Origin of the sequence: Mycolicibacterium parafortuitum (assembly GCF_002086815.1) — a bacterium.
GTDB lineage: Bacteria > Actinomycetota > Actinomycetes > Mycobacteriales > Mycobacteriaceae > Mycobacterium > Mycobacterium parafortuitum.
In genome coordinates, this window is the sequence record NZ_MVID01000004.1 from 138,281 (window position 1) to 155,464 (window position 17,184).

Annotated in this window: 17 protein-coding genes; 8 read left to right on the plus strand and 9 right to left on the minus strand. The window is 67.7% G+C overall.

Annotated features, from left to right (window positions below):
* Positions 1 to 13: 13 nt before the first annotated feature.
* Together BST38_RS07165 and BST38_RS07170 are read right to left on the minus strand one after the other, a co-directional pair.
* On the minus strand, positions 14 to 829 hold the full coding sequence (locus BST38_RS07165; RefSeq protein ID WP_083142574.1) for a mycofactocin-coupled SDR family oxidoreductase: 816 nt from the start codon (positions 827 to 829) through the stop codon (positions 14 to 16).
* A 47-nt stretch (positions 830 to 876) separates the two neighbouring features.
* Complete coding sequence (locus BST38_RS07170) at positions 877 to 1,470, minus strand: TetR/AcrR family transcriptional regulator (RefSeq protein ID WP_232079646.1); 594 nt, start codon at positions 1,468 to 1,470, stop codon at positions 877 to 879.
* Positions 1,471 to 1,586: 116 nt separating this feature from the next.
* On the opposite strand from BST38_RS07170, the gene BST38_RS07175 reads away from it, so the two are divergent.
* The 4 genes from BST38_RS07175 (at position 1,587) to BST38_RS07190 (ending at position 6,371) form a co-directional block, all read left to right on the plus strand.
* Positions 1,587 to 2,378 (plus strand): SDR family oxidoreductase, encoded by a 792-nt coding sequence (locus BST38_RS07175; protein ID WP_083142763.1) that lies wholly within the window; start codon positions 1,587 to 1,589, stop codon positions 2,376 to 2,378.
* Positions 2,379 to 2,520: 142 nt separating this feature from the next.
* Positions 2,521 to 2,790, plus strand: coding sequence for a hypothetical protein (locus BST38_RS07180; protein WP_104864163.1), 270 nt, complete (start codon positions 2,521 to 2,523; stop codon positions 2,788 to 2,790).
* A gap of 51 nt (positions 2,791 to 2,841) precedes the next feature.
* Positions 2,842 to 4,446 (plus strand): S53 family peptidase, encoded by a 1,605-nt coding sequence (locus BST38_RS07185; protein ID WP_083142577.1) that lies wholly within the window; start codon positions 2,842 to 2,844, stop codon positions 4,444 to 4,446.
* The gene (locus tag BST38_RS07190) at positions 4,446 to 6,371 is read left to right on the plus strand and encodes a zinc ribbon domain-containing protein (RefSeq protein ID WP_083142578.1); all 1,926 of its coding nucleotides are present in this window, start codon (positions 4,446 to 4,448) and stop codon (positions 6,369 to 6,371) included. The genes BST38_RS07185 and BST38_RS07190 overlap by 1 nt, the downstream gene beginning before the upstream one ends.
* Here BST38_RS07190 and lerI read toward each other — a convergent pair.
* The 4 genes from lerI to BST38_RS07210 form a co-directional block, all read right to left on the minus strand.
* The gene (gene lerI / locus BST38_RS07195; protein ID WP_083142579.1) at positions 6,343 to 7,152 is read right to left on the minus strand and encodes an L-erythrulose 1-phosphate isomerase; all 810 of its coding nucleotides are present in this window, start codon (positions 7,150 to 7,152) and stop codon (positions 6,343 to 6,345) included. The genes BST38_RS07190 and lerI overlap by 29 nt on opposite strands.
* On the minus strand, positions 7,145 to 7,603 hold the full coding sequence (gene derI2 / locus BST38_RS07200) for a D-erythrulose 4-phosphate isomerase DerI2 (RefSeq protein WP_083142764.1): 459 nt from the start codon (positions 7,601 to 7,603) through the stop codon (positions 7,145 to 7,147). Before derI2 ends, lerI begins: the two co-directional genes overlap by 8 nt.
* A 25-nt stretch (positions 7,604 to 7,628) precedes the next feature.
* Positions 7,629 to 9,344, minus strand: coding sequence for an L-erythrulose 1-kinase (lerK, locus tag BST38_RS07205; protein ID WP_083142580.1), 1,716 nt, complete (start codon positions 9,342 to 9,344; stop codon positions 7,629 to 7,631).
* 107 nt (positions 9,345 to 9,451) lie between these two features.
* On the minus strand, positions 9,452 to 10,180 hold the full coding sequence (locus BST38_RS07210) for a GntR family transcriptional regulator (RefSeq protein ID WP_083142581.1): 729 nt from the start codon (positions 10,178 to 10,180) through the stop codon (positions 9,452 to 9,454).
* 116 nt (positions 10,181 to 10,296) lie between these two features.
* Here BST38_RS07210 and BST38_RS07215 point away from each other — a divergent pair, with 116 nt between their 5' ends.
* From BST38_RS07215 to BST38_RS07225, 3 genes are all read left to right on the plus strand, one after another.
* Complete coding sequence (locus tag BST38_RS07215) at positions 10,297 to 11,244, plus strand: sugar phosphate isomerase/epimerase family protein (protein ID WP_237160692.1); 948 nt, start codon at positions 10,297 to 10,299, stop codon at positions 11,242 to 11,244.
* 21 nt (positions 11,245 to 11,265) lie between these two features.
* Complete coding sequence (locus tag BST38_RS07220) at positions 11,266 to 12,228, plus strand: 3-hydroxyacyl-CoA dehydrogenase family protein (protein WP_083142583.1); 963 nt, start codon at positions 11,266 to 11,268, stop codon at positions 12,226 to 12,228.
* 68 nt (positions 12,229 to 12,296) lie between these two features.
* Positions 12,297 to 13,697 (plus strand): GntP family permease, encoded by a 1,401-nt coding sequence (locus tag BST38_RS07225; protein WP_083142584.1) that lies wholly within the window; start codon positions 12,297 to 12,299, stop codon positions 13,695 to 13,697.
* A gap of 10 nt (positions 13,698 to 13,707) precedes the next feature.
* Here BST38_RS07225 and BST38_RS07230 read toward each other — a convergent pair whose 3' ends face one another.
* A complete protein-coding gene (locus tag BST38_RS07230; RefSeq protein ID WP_197746358.1) occupies positions 13,708 to 14,307 on the minus strand; it encodes a TetR/AcrR family transcriptional regulator in 600 nt (199 codons plus the stop codon).
* Positions 14,308 to 14,416: 109 nt separating this feature from the next.
* On the opposite strand from BST38_RS07230, the gene BST38_RS07235 reads away from it, so the two are divergent.
* Positions 14,417 to 15,130 carry an SDR family NAD(P)-dependent oxidoreductase gene (locus tag BST38_RS07235; protein WP_083142586.1) on the plus strand — a complete coding sequence of 238 codons (714 nt, stop codon included), beginning with the start codon at positions 14,417 to 14,419 and terminating at the stop codon, positions 15,128 to 15,130.
* Positions 15,131 to 15,146: 16 nt separating this feature from the next.
* On the opposite strand, the gene BST38_RS07240 is transcribed toward BST38_RS07235, so the two are convergent.
* Both BST38_RS07240 and BST38_RS07245 read right to left on the minus strand, forming a co-directional pair.
* Positions 15,147 to 15,776 (minus strand): TetR/AcrR family transcriptional regulator, encoded by a 630-nt coding sequence (locus BST38_RS07240; protein ID WP_083142587.1) that lies wholly within the window; start codon positions 15,774 to 15,776, stop codon positions 15,147 to 15,149.
* Positions 15,766 to 17,139 carry a flavin-containing monooxygenase gene (locus tag BST38_RS07245; RefSeq protein WP_083142588.1) on the minus strand — a complete coding sequence of 458 codons (1,374 nt, stop codon included), beginning with the start codon at positions 17,137 to 17,139 and terminating at the stop codon, positions 15,766 to 15,768. The genes BST38_RS07240 and BST38_RS07245 overlap by 11 nt, the downstream gene beginning before the upstream one ends.
* Positions 17,140 to 17,184 lie beyond the last annotated feature (45 nt).

Below are 17,184 nucleotides of genomic sequence, written 5' to 3' on the forward strand. Positions count from 1 at the left end.
CGGCATCCCCGAGCTAACGTTTGTTGAGCAGTCCGGCATCCACGGGGACGACGGTGCCGGTGACGTAGCGCGCGTCGTCGGAGGCCAGCCAGGCGACGGCGTTGGCGACGTCGCGCGCCTCGACGTAGTCGACAGGCATCGCGTTCTCCAGCGAACGGGCGATCGCGGGTTCGTACTTCTTGAGCATGCTCAGGTCGCCATTGTTGGCCATCGGCGTCGCAACGGTCGTCGGCGCGATGCTGTTAACCCGGATATGGTGCGGGGCAAGATAGTTCGCGTATGCCCGCATGATTCCGACCACGCCGTGCTTGGCCGCGGTATAGGCGATCATGCCGCCGTTGACGACGGGGGTGCCGATGAGTCCGCCAGTCGAACTGGTCAGGATGATCGACCCGCCGCGGTCCTGGGTCAGCATCGTCGGGACCGAGACGCGCAGGGTGTTCCACACCCCTTTGAGATTGACGTCGACGACGTCGTCCCACTGCTCGTCCTCGGTGGTCTGCCCGCCGGGGCCGATCCCGGCATTGGCCACCACGATGTCCACGCCGCCGAGTTCGGCCGCCCCTTCGTCGAAAGCCTTCTGTAGTGCCGCGACGTCGCAGACATCGGCCTCGCTCGCCACGATTCGCCTGCCCTGGGCCTCGACCAGGCGCACCGTCTCGGCCAGGTCCTCCGGCCGCGACATCGGATAGACGACGGTGGCGTACTGCGCGCACACGTCGACCGCGATGACGTCCGCGCCTTCCTCGGCCAACCGCACCGCATGCGCACGCCCCTGACCCCGCGCCGCACCGGTGATGAAAGCGACCTTGCCGTCGAGCTTGCCCATGGCGCCAGCTTGATCGATCGACCAGTCTTTGGCAATACTCTCAGGCGCTACGCGCCTGCACCGAGCAGCGCAACCGCCTGCTCGGCGGCGGCTTTCACGGTGGCCGCCGAAGCGCCACCCTTGCGCAGCGCCTCTATCCCACGCAGCACCGCCAGGAGCAGGCTGGCCAGCCTCTTGGGGTCGGCGTCGGCCGGAATGTCGCCGTCGGCCTGGGCGGCGCGGACCGTCGCGGTCAGTTCCCGCAGCCAGATGTCCAGCGTGCGCTTGGTCAGCTTGGCGACATCCGGGTCGACGGAGGACAGTTCGGACGCGCTCTTGGCCAGCAGGCAGCCGCGCAGTTCGGTGTCGGAGGCCGCGCCCGCGGCTACCCTGTGCAGATGCGCGACCAGTCGCTCGTAGGCGGTCAGATCGGGATCGCGTAACTCGGCACGGATGCCGTCGACGGCGTCGGTACAGTACAGCTCAAGGCCGCGCAAGAACATGCTGTGCTTGTCACCGAAGGCCTTGTAGAAGCTGCCGCGGCCCAAACCCGTTGCAGCGCTGAGGTCGTCGATACTCGTCGCGGCGTAACCCTGGTTCCAGAACACATCCCGACTGGCCGCGACGACCTGCGCTTCGTCGAACTTACGCGGACGTGCCATGAGTCGAGAATACCCGTTTATGACATTTCGGTACATAACCCGGATTCGGGAATAGCGGCGCGCCCTGTTCTGTACTAGTCAGTACAGAACATCTGAGTTCGAAGGAGATGCTTTTCATGACTTCCGCAGTTGTCGCGCCGACGGTGGAGACCACCGGTGTGCCGGACCTCAAGGGCAAGACCGCCGTCATCACCGGTGGCAGCAAGGGGATCGGCGCGGCCACCGTCGCCCGGTTCGTTCAGGGCGGGGCCCGCGTCGTCACGTCGGGCCGGTCACAGCCGGAGTCGCTGCCGCCGGGTGTGGAGTACATCGTCGCCGACGTCGCCACCGCCGCCGGGGTCGAGCATCTCGCCGCTCGCGCTATCGAGGTCCTCGGCGAGGTGGACATCATCGTCAACAACGCCGGAGCATCGACCGCCTACCCCGGCGGTGTGCTCGCCATACCGGACGACGAATGGATCAACGACCTCAATATCAACTTCCTGGCAGCCGTCCGCCTCAACGCCGCGTTGCTGCCTGCGATGTACGCCAACGGCAGAGGCTCCATCATCAATGTGGCTTCGGCGGTCACACTGAGTCCGCCTCCGCCGATGCTGCACTACGCGGCCGCCAAATCGGCGCTCACGACCTACACCCGGGGCCTCGCCGCCGAGGCCGGTCCCCGGGGCGTGCGCGTGAACACCGTTACCCCCGGCAACGTCAACTCCCCGGGGGCCGACGCCATCCGGCTGACGCTGACCGCCGCGGGCGGCAACGGTCCAGAGGCCGGTGGCGGGTCGATTCCTCTGGGCCGCAAGGGTGAACCCGCCGACATCGCCGAGGCGATCGCGTTCCTGGCCTCCGACAGAGCCGCGTGGATCACGGCCGGCAATCTCGTCGTCGACGGCGGTCAGGTCCAGGCCGGATAGCCGGTGGCCGGCGAAAGTTCCTCCGGCCGTGGCTTGATCATTCCCCTCCCCACCGGGGGTCGGGTGAGGGGTTACCGCACCTGATCCCCGGTTTCCTCCTACGATGGGGAGGTTCACCGGTTTTCCGACAGAAGGACCGAACATGGCCATGAACCGTCTGGGTCGTCGCATCTCGCTAGCGGTGGGCGGTACAGCCGTCCTCGCCATGATCGGCTTCACCGCATCTTGCAGCACCGAGAGCGAAGCACCGGAAGAAACGACCACCACGACCACGACGACGACGACGACCACGACGCCGCCGCTGAGCCCGACCGAGAAGGCCCCCAACCCGGATGTCTCGGGCATCTTCACTCCTCCCGTGGTGGCTCCTCAGCCCACGCACAACCCGAACCGCGACAAGTACGGTCAGTAACCTCGGTGTGCCCGGACCCGGTCCGGGCACACCCGGTGTTCGTGCCGGCCGATGACCACGGTGATTGCGCGCACGCTGACGGTCCTCCTGCTCCTCGCAGCGGCGCTGACGGGTAGCGACCCGTCAGCGCGTGATGTCGTGCTTGGGGACAGGCGCATTGCGGGCCCGTACGCCTCGCTGCTCGGCGCATCCACCGATCTCGGACCGGCGCGCGACCCGAAGATCGAGTTCACCGTCGGTCTGACCGCCCCGTCGCGACCCGCGGAGCTGATCGACTGGGCCCGGGAGCGCACCCTGTCGGTGCGGTGGCGGCCGGGTGACGACTGGGCGGTCATCGAAGGGACGCCTGATGCCGTCGGGCAGGCGTTCGACGTCTCCGTCCACAACTACCGGGGCCGCAAGGGGCAGTACTTCTATGCGTCCCCGCAGCAGCCGGCGGTGCCGGGCCACCTACGCGGGGAGGTGGCCGAGACCGGCCGGATCCTCAGCTACCTGCCGCACCGGATGTCGCGTCCGGACAACTTCCCGCTGGACGTGCCCGATCGCGGGCTCGGCCCGGATGCGCTGCTGAACACCTACAACGCCGGCGAGTTGGCGAAGGCCGGGTTCACCGGCAAAGGGACCACCATCGTGATCTTCGCCTTCGATTCGTTCCGTCAGTCCGACCTCGACGCGTTCACCGCGATGAACGGACTGCCGCCGTTGATCCCGGAGATCGTCGGCGGATTGCCCGGCGAGGCGCGTGCCGAGTCGTCGATGGATCTGCAGGTTGCCCACGCCCTCGCCCCCGACGCCCGCAAGGTGGTGGTGAACGCCCGGCCGACCGTCGAAGGCGACGGCGGCTACCGCCGGATCGGCGAGATGCTCGAAGACACCGATCGCCGGTTCCCCGGTGCGGTGTGGAGCTTCTCGATCGGCTGGGGTTGCGACCGGCTCATCACCGCCGCGGACCTGGCCCCGGTGCGATCCGCGCTGCGGACCGCGCAATCGCACGGCACCACCGCCTACAACGCGAGCGGTGATCTCGCCGGCATGGAGTGCCGCGGCGGTCAGGACTGGTCCTCGCCACCGAGCGAGCAGGACATCGGCCTCGACTCGATCGCGTCGCTGCCGGAGATGACCAGCGTCGGTGGCACCACGTTGTCCACCGCAGCGGACGGGACGTGGGTGTCCGAGCAGACCTGGTTCGACGTGCCGCTGTCGCAGGGCACCGGTGGCGGTGTCTCCGCCTTGTTCGACATGCCACCGTGGCAGCAGGTGGCGTCCGCCGCGGTGCCGCCGGAACGCCATGCCGGGAAGCGGATGACGCCGGATGTCGCCGCCGTCGCCGACCCGTTCACCGGCGTGAAGATCGTGATCAACGACCAGGTCGTGGTCGGCGGCGGCACCTCGCAGTCCGCACCGATCTGGGCCGGTCTGACCGCGGTGATGAACCAGTACCTGCTGGAGCACGGCGGCTCCCTCATCGGCGACATCAACCCGCTGCTGTACCGCATCGCCGAAGGCGCTCCCCGACCGTCCTACCGCGATGTCACGTTGGGCGGCAACGCCGTTGACCATGCCGGGCCGGGCTATGACCTGGTGACCGGGCTCGGCACCCCGGACGTCGACAACCTGGTGCGGAACCTGCTGCTGGCTCAGAAGGTGAATGCCTGATGAGTAGCCCTACCGGCATGGTGGAATGCCCGGTCTGCCAGACGGACGTCCCCGCGGGGGAGTACTGCGGGCTTTGCGGGGTGCCGCTGGCCGAGCACCGCGGCGGGGACGGCCCGCACTGGCTGCGAGCGCGGACCTTCGGCGCCGCCTCCGGGCAACGGCTGATGGCGCCGGCGCTGACCAGTTCCCTTTTCCCGCACCTGACCCCGCGGGGTCGCACCGTGTTCCTGTTCGCCCTCGGGTTGATCGCGGCGGCACTGACGGCAGCGACGCTGCTGCGGATGCCTGCGGCGCTCATCGCGGTCGCGTCGCTCGGCCTGCCTGTGCTGTTCGTGCTGTATCTGCGGGAATCCGGTGTATTGCAGGACATGCCGCGCGGTGCCGCGATAGTGACCGTTGCGCTCGGCGTCTCCCTGGGTGTCGGATGGGCGCTGCTGACCGGCGCGGCGGTCGCACGCGCGTACGGCGTCCCTCTCGGCGCGGGGATCGCCGCCACCCGGGTCCTCCGGGAGGGGATCGCGGTGCCGCTCGGCAGCATGCTGCTGATGCTGGCCCCGGCGTTGGCGGCGCGCCGGCTGTGGCGAAGCGACCGGGAAGCGTTGGACGGCTACGTCGTCGGGGCGCTGGGTGCGTTGTCGTTCACGGCGGCGGCGACGCTGACCCGGCTCGCGCCCCAGTTCACCACCGGGATGATCAACCGGGTACGCCCGCTGGACGGCCTGCTCGTCGAGGCCGGCGTCCGTGGTATCGCCATGCCGCTGACTGCGGTCGCGGTCGGTGGTCTGGTGGGCACCGCACTGTGGTTCACGCGGCCGCCGACCAAGGTCAACCAGCACCGAGGCGTCGTGCGGGCGGTGCTGGTCCTCATCGCCGCCGTGGTCGTGGCCATCTACGCCTCGGTGGGCGTGATCGATATCGCGCGTCTGCCCCAATGGGGCCAGCTGGCACTGCATCTGATGCTCACCGCGATGGCGCTGTTCGCGCTACGGGTCGGACTGCAACTCGCGCTGCTGCACGAGGCGAAAGACCAGTACCAGGGCGACGAACCGATCCTGTGTGTCGAGTGCGATCACGTTGTGCCCGATGCCCCGTTCTGCGCCCGATGCGGCGCCGCGATGCATGCGTGCTCCCGGCGCGAGCGGCGCGCGCTGCGGGAAGAGCGCCCCATCCGACTGGCCGACACACCCGCGCCCGGCCAGATCGTGGTCGGTTTGCAACCCGGCTACTCCATCCACTCCGGGACATTCGAGGCACCCGAACCGAGGCCCGGGATGTCGCTGCGCGCCGTGATGTCGGCGCTCGCGATCGCGATCGCCGTACTGGCCGGCAGCCTGGTGGCGTTGTCGGGGCTGATCACCAAGCCCGCGGCGCGGTATGCCTGCCCGCCCGACTGCGGGAGTCCGCCGATGAACCGGTCGGTGGAGGTCAACCCGCGGTTCACTGCGGCCGACGGATCGTTCTCGGTCTCCTACCCCGCGGACGGGTCGGCCTATGAGGTCACCACGCATGCCGACGGGATCACCGCGGTGCTGAAGGCCGGTGACGGCGGCACGATGCAGCTGTTCAGCCGTCCCGCCGGAGGCCGCACCGCACAGGAGATCGCCGTCGCGCTGGTCAACGAGACGTTCCCGGACACCAAGAGCGCCTACGAGATCCCGAACACGATGGTCGGCTATCAGCCGGGCTACGGATACGCCGCGGATCTCTGGCCGCAGGGCGCGATGAGCAGTGCGACCCGGATGCGCGTCCTGGTGATGGTCGCGGTCAAGAACGACGTGGCCCTGATCGCCGGCGCGGTGGGTCCCTATCGGGCATTCGGCCCCGACTTCGGCTCGGGCAAGCCGTCGGCGGCCAATCTTCAGCTCGCGCTGGATATGGGCAAGTACGTCAACAGCTTCAGCTGGCGTGGGGATCCGCCGCGGTGACGGTCGCGTGGGCGGCGGCGATCTCGAGGATCCGCAGGTAACCGGGCAGCTGCCAGGCGGCGCGACCGATGAACAACCCGGTGACATGCTCGATTCCGAGCAACTCCTGGGCATTGTCCAGGTTCACCGACCCGCCGTAGAGCAATCCGCTTGTGCGACCGCCGTATTCACGGGCCAAGTCGGCGAACGGCCGGCGTAGCTCCTCGACGGTGGCCGGCCGCCCGTGCTCGCCGATCGCCCAGATCGGCTCGTAGGCGATGAGCACGCGCCGCAACTGTTCGTCGGCGAGGCCGTCGAGTGCGCCTGCCGCCTGGTCCAGGATGAAGCGTGATGACCCGCCGGCCTGTTTCGTCTCGGCGCTCTCGCCGATGCACAGCAGCGGCATCAAGCCGTGAGCCAGTGTGGCCGCCACCTTGCGCCGGGTGGTCTCCACGGTTTCACCGAAATGCTCACGTCGCTCGGAATGCCCGATCTCGACCAGCTGGGCTCCGGCGTCCTTCGCCTGGGCGACGGAAACCTCACCGGTCCAGGCACCTTCGTCTTCCCAGTGCGCGTTCTGCACCCCGAGCAGCACCGGGGAATCGGCGCCCAGTTCCTCGCGGACGGTCGTCACCGCGGTGAACGACGGGATGATGAACGGCTGGACTCCCGGAAGCGGGGTGGACTGCACGTAGTCGCGCAATCCGCGGATGTATCGATGGGACTCGTCGAGGCCCTTGTTCATCTTCCAGCTGGTGCCGATCCACAGCCGGTCGGCCCCGAACGCGCCGGCGTCAGTCACCCTCGTACGCGCAGATGTCGTCGACCTTCGCGGCCGAGGAGGACTGCGGATCGAACTCGAGGCCGAGCCACTCCTTCACCAGGGCGCGCGCCAATTCCAAGCCGACGACGCGTTCGCCCATGCACAGTACCTGCGCGTTGTTCGACAGCACGGACCGCTGCACCGAATACACGTCGTGCGCGGTGACGGCGCGAATCCCCTTGACCTTGTTGGCCGCGATCGCGACGCCCAGCCCGGTGCCGCAGATCAGCAGGGCCCGGTCCGCCTCGCCGCGGGCGATCTTCTCGGCGGCCGCGACGGCCACGTTCGGATACGACGTGGTGTCTTCGGCGGCCATCACGCCGACATCCTCGACGCTGGCCACCCGCTCGTCGGACTCCAAGTCCTCGCGCAGCGCTTCCTTGTAGTTGAAGCCGGCGTTGTCGCCGCCGATGACGATCTTCAACGCCATGGTCATCTCCTTCTCGAATTCGTGTTCATCGGGTCAGGTGCTCGCCCAACGCCTTCATCAACAGCGCGAACGACACCGCGCCGGGGTCGGGAGTCCCGAGACTCTTCTCACCGAGTACCCGCGCCCGGCCCAACCGCGCCGAGATGTCCGCGGTTTTCTCGGCCGCTTCGCGCGCCACCTCAGCGGCGCTGGTGATGGCCGGCCCTGCCTGGGTGTCGAAGGCCTCGGCCAGCGCATCGCGGAACGGCACGGCGGCGTCGACCATCGTCTTGTCGCCGGGCTGGGCGCCACCGAGGCGCAGAACGGCATCGATGCCGGCGCGTACCGCGTCCACGACCGTCTTCTCGTCGGCTCCGCCGGTGTCGGAGAAGACACCGCCGGCGCTGGTCAGCGCCGCACCCCACAGGGCACCCGAGGTTCCTCCCGCGGCGTCGGCCCATGCGTGCCCCGCCAGCAGCAGCGTGGTCCTGGCACCGGCCTCCCGGTCGGCGGCGGCGCGGGCCGCCTGGACCGCGCCACGGGAACCGAACGTCATGCCCTGGCCGTGGTCGCCGTCGCCGGCCACCGCGTCGATACGGCCCAGTTCGGCTTCGTTGTCGGCGCACACCTGCTGGAAGGTCTCAAGCACCGCAACGATATTGCGGGCGCAGGCCCGCGCGTCTTCGTCCGCCTGCGGGATCTCGGCCTCGGCGGCATCCCAGATCTCGGTGCGCGGAGCCCGCTCGACCGCGGGCATGGCGCCGCGGCGGTAGGCCGGGGTCTCCACCGGCGCTGTCCACAGCCTTTCCAGTTCGTCGTCGAGGAACACGAGCGTCAACGACACACCGGCCATGTCGAGGCTGGTGACGAACTCGCCGACCTCGGGGCGCACCGCGGTGAGCCCTTGCTGCGCAAGGCGTTCCGCGATGCGCCCATAGACGACGAACAGCTCTTCGTACTTGACGGTGCCGAGACCGTTCAGGATGACGGCTACCCGGCCGTCGTAACCGTTCTCGCCGCGCGGCGGTTCTTCGGCGATGACTTCGTCGAACAGCAGGTCGGCGACCTCGGCGGCGGTGCCGAGCCGGTTGTCGCGGACGCCGGGCTCACCGTGGATGCCGAGACCCACGCCCATCCAACCCTTTTCGACGTGGAAGAGCGGTTCGGCTGCGCCGGGCAGGGTGCATCCTTCGAAGGCCAAACCGAACGACCGGGTCGCATCGTTGGCCTTCCAGGCCACCCGCTCGGCCTCGTCGAGATCCGCGCCGGCTTCGATCGCGGCGCCGGCGATCTTGAAGACGGGCAGGTCGCCGGCGACGCCGCGCCGGTCACGATGGTTCTCCGGGCTGTTGGAGGCGATATCGTCGCTGACGGTCACGATGCGGACGTCGATGCCCTCATGGCGCAGTTTCTCCGCCGCCAGACCGAAGTGCAGGACGTCGCCGGCGTAGTTGCCGAATCCCAGAATGACGCCGCCGCCGTTCTCGGCGTTGCGCACCACCGAGTAGACCTCGGCAGCTGACGGCGAGGAGAAGATGTTTCCGCACGGAGCGCCGTGCCCCATCCCCGGACCGACCCATCCGGCGAAGGCCGGATAGTGCCCGGAACCTCCGCCGATCACCAGCGCGGGCTGGCCCTTCGGCGTTTCGGTCGAGCGCACGACACCGCCGGCGACCTCGGTGAGCAGGTCGGGATGCGCGGCGACGAGGCCACGGACCGCCTCATCGGCGAACTCGTCGGGCGAGTTCAGGAGGTACGTCATTGTTCCGTCCTTAGGAATGGGCCTTCGAAAAGGGCTGTGTGACCGCAGCACGGCACTGCGCACACGCCGCAAGCGTGCACCAATCCTATAGGATTTGACCGGTTACGTCACCGGTGGAGGCGGTTGCCGTGCGCCGAACCCCAACTACAGGTGCGCATCGCCTCGGCGTGCTCGGCCAGCGCGCGCTCCTTCACCCCGGTGATGTGGGTGTGCATGATGCGGTACACGTCCGGGCCGTAGCCCCGGCGGAAGGCGTCGAGCAACTCGCGGTGCTCGGCGATCGCGTAATCGGAGTCCTGGACGCCCTTGCCGATGAAGAGGCGGAATCGCTGTCCGTGGCCACCCAGCGCGTCATAGGCGCGCAGCAGCGCGGCGTTGTCGGCGTGTTCGGCGATGAGCCGGTGGAACTGCTCGTCGGCGCGGTGGTACTTCCTGATCGCCGCCGCATCCGACGTATGCGGCGCCTGTTCCTGCTCGTCAATCGCGTTTTCCAGGCCGTCCAACCACTCGCCGCCGCCCCGGGCGCACGCGAGCTCGGCCATCCGGGGTTCGATGAGCAGCCGGGCGTCCATGATGTCGGAGATCTCCTTGGCATCAGGCATCTCCGGCACGCGGTACCCCCGCATGGCCACCCGGACGACATTGCCGGTGGATTCCAGCCGCGCCAGCGCCTCACGGACGGGCGTCGGCGATACCCCCAGGTAGCGCGCGGTCCCGTCGATGCTGACCGGGTCTCCGGACTTCAGGGTGCCGTCGAGCAGTAACTCCATCAGCCGCTCGTAGACCTGGTCGACGAGCGTGCTGCGTATCGGTTTCGAGTCCTCGCCGGCTTCCATCCCAGGCCTTTCCGCACGCCACGACGACGCCCCCTCCAATTCGAGAAGCGAATCTTACCCGCCGTTGACATGCGTGGGCCGCACCCCTATATCCTATGTGATTTAGGGAGGGTTTTGTGACTCAAACCACTGGAGGTTCGGCGATGTACTCCGCTCACAACTGGCCGATCGCGGCCAACATGCTCGGGTTCGGCAACAGAGCTCCCGACGGCGGGCACATCAAGGACGCCCCCTCCACGGTGTGGGCCAAGCAGCTGCGCCAGGTCCGGGAACTGGGCTTCGACTACATCGACCCCACCGATGCGTGGGTGCCGCTCGCCGCACTGTCCGACGACCGCGTCGAGGAGTTCCGCACCGTCCTCGGCGACGAAGGCCTGGCGATCTCGTCGATCTCGATGACCCGCAACTCGGTCGTCGACGTCGAGAACGGGGAGAAGAATCTCGCCGACGCGCACCGCCTGATCGACCTGGCCCCGACGTTCGGCGCCACGATCGTGAACACCGGTTTCATGCAGGCCATCACCCCGCAGCAGAGCGAGCAGATCTGGTTCTGGTTGGTCGTGGGGCACGTCGACGACCCGGCGCTGCGCGATCTGGCCGTCGACCGTATCCGTGAACTCGGTGATCACGCCCGCGCCAACGGGATCCAGCTCAGCTTGGAGATGTACGAGGACACCTACATCGGCACCCCGGACGATGCGGTCGCGTTCATCAAGGACGTCGACCACGACGCGGTCGGACTGAACCCCGACCTGGGCAACCTGATCCGGCTACATCGGCCGATGCCTCACTTCACCGAGATGTTCGCCAAAGTGCTTCCCTACTCGAACTTCTGGCACATCAAGAACTACTCACGGGACTTCGACCCGGCGACCGGCGCGTACAGCTCGGCGCCGCTGCCGTTGAAGTACGGCTACATCAACTATCGCCAGATCATCCGTCTCGCACTCGAACTCGGCTACACCGGGCCGTTCTGCTGCGAGCATTACGGCTCCGATTCGTTGGGCGTATGCGCCGAGAACCGGGAGTACATCCAGCAAGTTCTCACCTCCGCCCTCGCCTGATCCCAACCTGAAGGACATCTCATGCGCAAGATCAACACCGTCACAGTCGTCGGCGCCGGTTACATGGGCGGCGGCATCGCCCAGGTGTTCGCCCTGAACGGATTCAAGGTCCAGATCGCCGACGTCAACGCCGATGCCACCCGCGAGGCGCTCAAGCGCCTGGACAAGGAGGCCCGGGAGTTCGAGGAGCAGGGGCTGTTCCCCGAGGGCAGCGCCGACACCATCATGGGCAACCTGACCGCGGGCGAAAGCCTCGACGAGGCCGTCGCCGACGTCGACTTCGTGATGGAGGCGGTGTTCGAGGATCCCGACGTGAAAAAGGAGGTGCTGGCACGGGTCTGCGCGAACGCCCGGCCCGACACGATCATCGGCACCAATACGTCCACGATCCCGGTCAAGGTGCTCGTCGAAGCGGTGACCAATCCCGAGCGGTTCCTCACCGTGCACTTCTCCAACCCCGCGCCGTTCATTCCCGGCGTCGAGCTCGTCGCCGGTGAGGCGACCACGCAGGAAGTCATCGACTCGGTCAAGGATCTTCTGGTGCGTACCGGGCGCGAAGGCGCCCAGGTCGCCGACACCCCCGGGATGGCGCTCAACCGCTTGCAGTACGCCCTGCTCAAGGAGGCGACGCTGATCGTCGAGCAGGGTGTGGCCACCAAGGAGGACGTGGACACGATCGTCCGCACCACCTTCGGATTCCGGCTCGGCTTCTTCGGCCCGTTCGCGATCGCCGACCAGGCCGGTCTCGACGTGTACGTCAAGGGTTTCCGCACGCTGGAGAACGAGTTCGGTGAGCGCATGGCGACTCCGCGGCTGCTCACCGAGAACGTCGACGCCGGCCGGCACGGCACCAAGAACGGCAAGGGGTGGACCGGCGATTTCGACGACGCGACCAAAGCCGAGCTGATCGCCTACCGCAACAAGGCGTACTCCCGCATGGGTGAGCTGCTGCGCGAACTCGGACCTGCGCCGAAGGGGTCCTGACCGACCGTTCCACCCGGCCGTCGTCGGCGTTGACGGCCGTTTCCCGTCACCACTCCTGAAGGGTCCCCATGGACGAGATAGCCATCGCGGAGCGGCCTGCCGCCCTGCTCGTGATCATCGCGCTCGTCGCGATCGTGGTCCTGCTCTTCCTGATCATCAAGGTCAGGCTGCACGCGTTCTTCTCCCTGATCGTGGTGAGTGTGCTGACCGGTCTGGCGGCCGGCATCGGGATGGGCGACGTCATCAACGTCGTCATCGCGGGCTTCAGCAACACCGTCGGCACCGTGGCACTACTGGTCGGGTTCGGCGCCGTCCTCGGACGAATAGTCGAGATGACCGGCGGCGCACAGGTTCTCGCCGACAAGATGCTGAGCAGGTTCGGCGAGAAGAGGGCGCCGCTGGCGCTCGCCGTGGCCTCGCTGTTCTACGCGTTCCCGATCTTCCTCGACGCCGGCTTCATCGTGATGCTGCCCATCATCTACACGGTGGCCAGGCGGCTCGGCGGGTCGTTCATGTTGTACGTGCTGCCGTCCATCGGCGCGTTCCTGATGATGCACGCGCTGACCCCGCCGCACCCCGGACCGACGGCGGCGGCGACGGTGATGGGCGCCGACGTCGGCATGGTGGTCATCGTCGCGCTACTCGTGGGCCTGCCGACCTGGTACCTCGCCGGCTACCGGCTCAGCCTGATCATCGCCAAGCGCTACCCCAACATGCCGGTGCCGAACCTGCTGGGTGAACCGAAGGACTACCCCGAAGACGAGCGGCCCGGCTTCTGGACCGTGATCTTCGTCCTGCTGCTTCCGCTGGTGCTGATCTTCTTCAACACCATCTTCTCCACCCTCGAAGCCGACGGCGCCGTCACGAAAGACAATATCGCCTACCAGCTTTCGCGCCTGATCGGGACGACCTCGATTGCGCTGCTGATCAGCGTCCTGCTCGCGATGGTATTGCTCTACGTGCTGCCGCGCCGGCGCCGCGGGGAGCCGATCGGCGGATTGCTGGAGAACCTCGTCGACGACGCGTTGGCGCCGGTCTGCTCGATCATCCTGATCACCGGCGCCGGTGGCGCCTTCGGCAGGATCCTGACCGAGACCGGGATCGGCAAGACCCTTGCCGACGGCTTGGACGCCCTCGGATTGCCGGTCATCCTCGCGGGCTTCCTGATCGCGATCGCGTTCCGGGTCGCGCAGGGTTCGGCCACGGTTGCGGCCACGACCGCGGGTTCGATCATGGCGCCCGCCGTCATGGAGATGGACCTCGGCGCTGTTGCGCTCGCCGCGGTCGTCGTCGCCATCGCCGCGGGCTCGATCACCTTCTCCCATGTCAACGACTCCGGCTTCTGGCTGATCGGGCGCTTCTGCGGGTTCGACACCATCACCACGTTGAAGACGTGGACCGTCATCGCGACGGCGATCGGCTTCATGTCGTTCGCGCTCGCGTCGGTGGTCTATCTGGTCGCCGTCTGACCTGAGTCGCTCAGATGACGGGCGCCGGTTGCGGTAGCGGGTGCGCCCCGTCGGGCCGGAGGCCGTCGAAGATGATCGCCAGGTAGCGCTGCCACAGCAGCGGGCTTGGCGCCGCGAGGTTTTCGACGATGTGGATCGGTGCGCACATCATCAGGAAGATGTCGGCCTCGGTGACGTCGGCGCGGATGGCCCCGGCCTGCCGGGCCCGCTCGACCAGGGTTTCCAGGTTCGTGTGCAGCGCATCGCCGGCCTCGGCGACCCTCGGGTCTCCGGCGCTGGCCGATTGCAGAAACGTCAGATCGTGGCGTTGACGCTGATCGGCGGCGATGGTCAGGAACTCCAGCAGCGCCGCACCAGGGTCGGGGGCATCCGCCAACTGCCGGGCCGCATCGGCGAGGACGGCGATATGCCCGCAGACGATCGCGGCGATCAGATCCTCTTTGGTCGGAAAGTGCCGGAACAGCGTGCCTTTCGCGACCCCGGCGCGGCGGGCGATGTCGGCCACCGACGCCGACGGGCCACGTTCGGCGAACTCTGCCTCGGCGGCGGCCAGCAGCAACGCACGGTTGCGGGTCGCGTCGGCGCGAGTCGGCCGGTCGGTCGAAGTCACCGGCCGAGGATACCAAGTTGACCGATCGGTCATGTTATGCGAGCCTGGTCCTGTCAACATGACCGATCGGTCATGTTCAGCCGGCTGTCGAATACCGAAGAGGCACAAGATGAATTTGCACGGAGCCACCGCGCTGGTGACCGGATCGAACCGAGGGATCGGCCATCACTTCGTCGTCGAACTGCTCGCCCGCGGCGCCAAGGTGTACGCCAGTGCCCGCCGTCCCGAACTGGTGAACATTCCCGGCGCCGAGCCGATCGGCCTCGATATCACCGACCAGGCATCGGTCGACGCGGCCGCCGTATTGGCCGGGGACGTGGACCTGCTGATCAACAACGCCGCCGACACCGCAGGCGGCAACCTCGTCACCGGAGACATGGCAGGGATCCGGTCCACGATGGACTCGAACTACTACGGAACGCTGGCGATGATCCGCGCGTTCGCACCGATCCTCGCGCGCAACGGCGGGGGCGCGATCCTCAACGTGCTGTCCGCGGCGGCGTGGACGACCGTCGACGGAAACACCGCCTACGCGGCCGCGAAGTCGGCCGAGTGGGGTCTGACCAACGGCGTGCGGCTCGAGCTCGCGGCTCAAGGCACCCAGGTCGCCGCGCTGGTGCCCGGCCTGGTCGGCACGCAGACGCTGTACGACTTCGCCGAGCGGCACGGCATCGAGTTCCCGGACGGCGCGGTGATGGATCCGGCCGAGCTGGTCGGGCTGGCGCTCGACGGTCTGGAGGCCGGCGAGATCGAGATCCTGGACCCGATGGGCGCTCAGGCCAAGGCGCGCCTCAGCGAGCCGCCACAGGCCTGGGCGCTGTAGACCGGTCGCATCACCGTCATTGCGCGTCCCCTCCGAACAGTGCCGTGTTCCAGACGTGGATGACCGCCGCCAGAAGCGGGCCTGCGGCTTCGACACCGGCGCCGGAACGGATGTGGCGGTCCAGGACCCGCTCGTTCATCGAGATCAACGCGTGGGCGAGGGCCGCCGGATCGGGGATGTCGATGGTGGGCTGCTCGGCGATGAAGTCACTGACGAACTCCTCGTAGCGCTGCAGCCACTGGTCCCAGATCGCTTTGGCCTCCGCGTCGGAATCGCGGGCGTCGAGCATCGCCCGGAACAGCGTGCGGTGGGTGTGCCATGACTCGAAAGTCCTTGTCATGGCGTCGACCACGGAAACGCGGGGGTCGCCGCCGCCGGCCAGGAAGCCGCCGATGGTGAACACGTCGTCCTGAAAGATCCCGCTGAGCAGTTCGGTGACGACCTCGTGCTTGCCTGCGAAGTAGAAATAGAACGCCGGCCGTTTCAGCCCCGCCGACCGTGCCACCTCGGCGACGCTGATGTCGGCCAACGACTGGGTCTGCAGTTGCTCCTCGAACGCCTCGAGGAGCCGCTGCCTTCGCTCGTCACCACGCGGTTGGGGCCGGGTCGCGTTGCGCCGGGAACCCTGCGTGGATTCAGGCGGCACCGGCCGCCTCGCGCGTCGCCCGGCCCGCCAGTGGCACCGGTCCGTACTTCTCGACGCGGCGGCGACCGGCCGGCAGTTCGCGTTTGCGCATGTTGCGTTCGTAGTCCCAGTAGTCCACCTGCTGGGTGTGACGCGGCTTGTCGACGAAATGCCCGATGTACTTTCGCTCGTCAGCGGCGATCGTGCGACGCATCTCGGCCTCCGACGGAGGCCGGTACGTGCCTGCGAGATACGCCGCGGCCAACCGGGCCTGACATTCGACGAACGGGAACAGTGTGGGCAGCGCCTGGGCGAAACCGATGAAGAGCAGGTCGTCGATGCCCGGCTTGAGGATCCGCTTGTACAACGGCAGCCGGTTGTCAGGGGCCTCGAGGAAGCTGCGGTCGAAGAACGGGAACGTGATGTTGTATCCCGTCGCGTAGATGATCACGTCGGCCTCCACCGACGACCCGTCCACGAAGACCACCGAACGGCCGTCCAGGCGTTCGATATTCGGCTTCGCGGTCGCGTCACCGGACCCCAACCGCATGAGCAGTTCGGCGGACTGCGTGGGATGCGCCTCCAGGAAACGGTGGTTGGGTTTCGGCAGCCCGTACCGCTGCGGATCGCCGAACATCAACCGGGCGAACGGCTGCATCGCCCGGCGCTGCCACGCCAGCGGGATCACCGGCAGGGAGTGCGCGATCTTGTCGGCCGTCATCCCGAAGACGTACTTGGGCACGACCCACGCCCCGGACCGGGTGGACAGGTAAACGGTGTTGCGCCAAGACTTCTGGGACAGTTCGGAGACGAGGTCGGCGGCCGAGTTGCCGATGCCGACGACGACGATGCGCTTCCCGCGCAAATCCAGTGGTTCGGTGGGGTCGATGTATTCGTGGGCGTGGATGCTCTCGCCGGTGAACTCCCCCGGGAAATCGGGCGTGCGCGGATCCCAGTGATGGCCGTTCGCGACGACCAGGACGTCGTAGCGGCGGGTCTGCCCATCCTGGGTGTCGAGTTCCCAGCCGCCCTGCGGCAGACGCCGCGCATGCTCGACACCGTTACGGAACTGAATGCGCTCCAGCAGCCCGAAGGCCTCGGCGTACTCGTCGAGGTAGTCCTTGATCTGAGAGTGGTGCGGGTAGTCGGGCAGGTCGGACCGCATCGGGAAGTCGCGGAACGACAGGCAGTCGCGCGAGGTGTCGATGTGCAGCGACCGGTAGGCGCTGGAGTGCCCGTTCGGATTGCGGAACGCCCAGTTTCCGCCGATCCGGTCCGACGACTCGAAGCAGTCGTAGTCGATGCCGGCGTCGGCAAGATTCTTGCCGGTGGTCAATCCGCTGATACCGGCGCCGATGATCGCAGCCGTGGGTGATGTGGACATGGTGTCTACCGTTCTGTGAGCTCCGCCACCGGGCACGCTACCAAG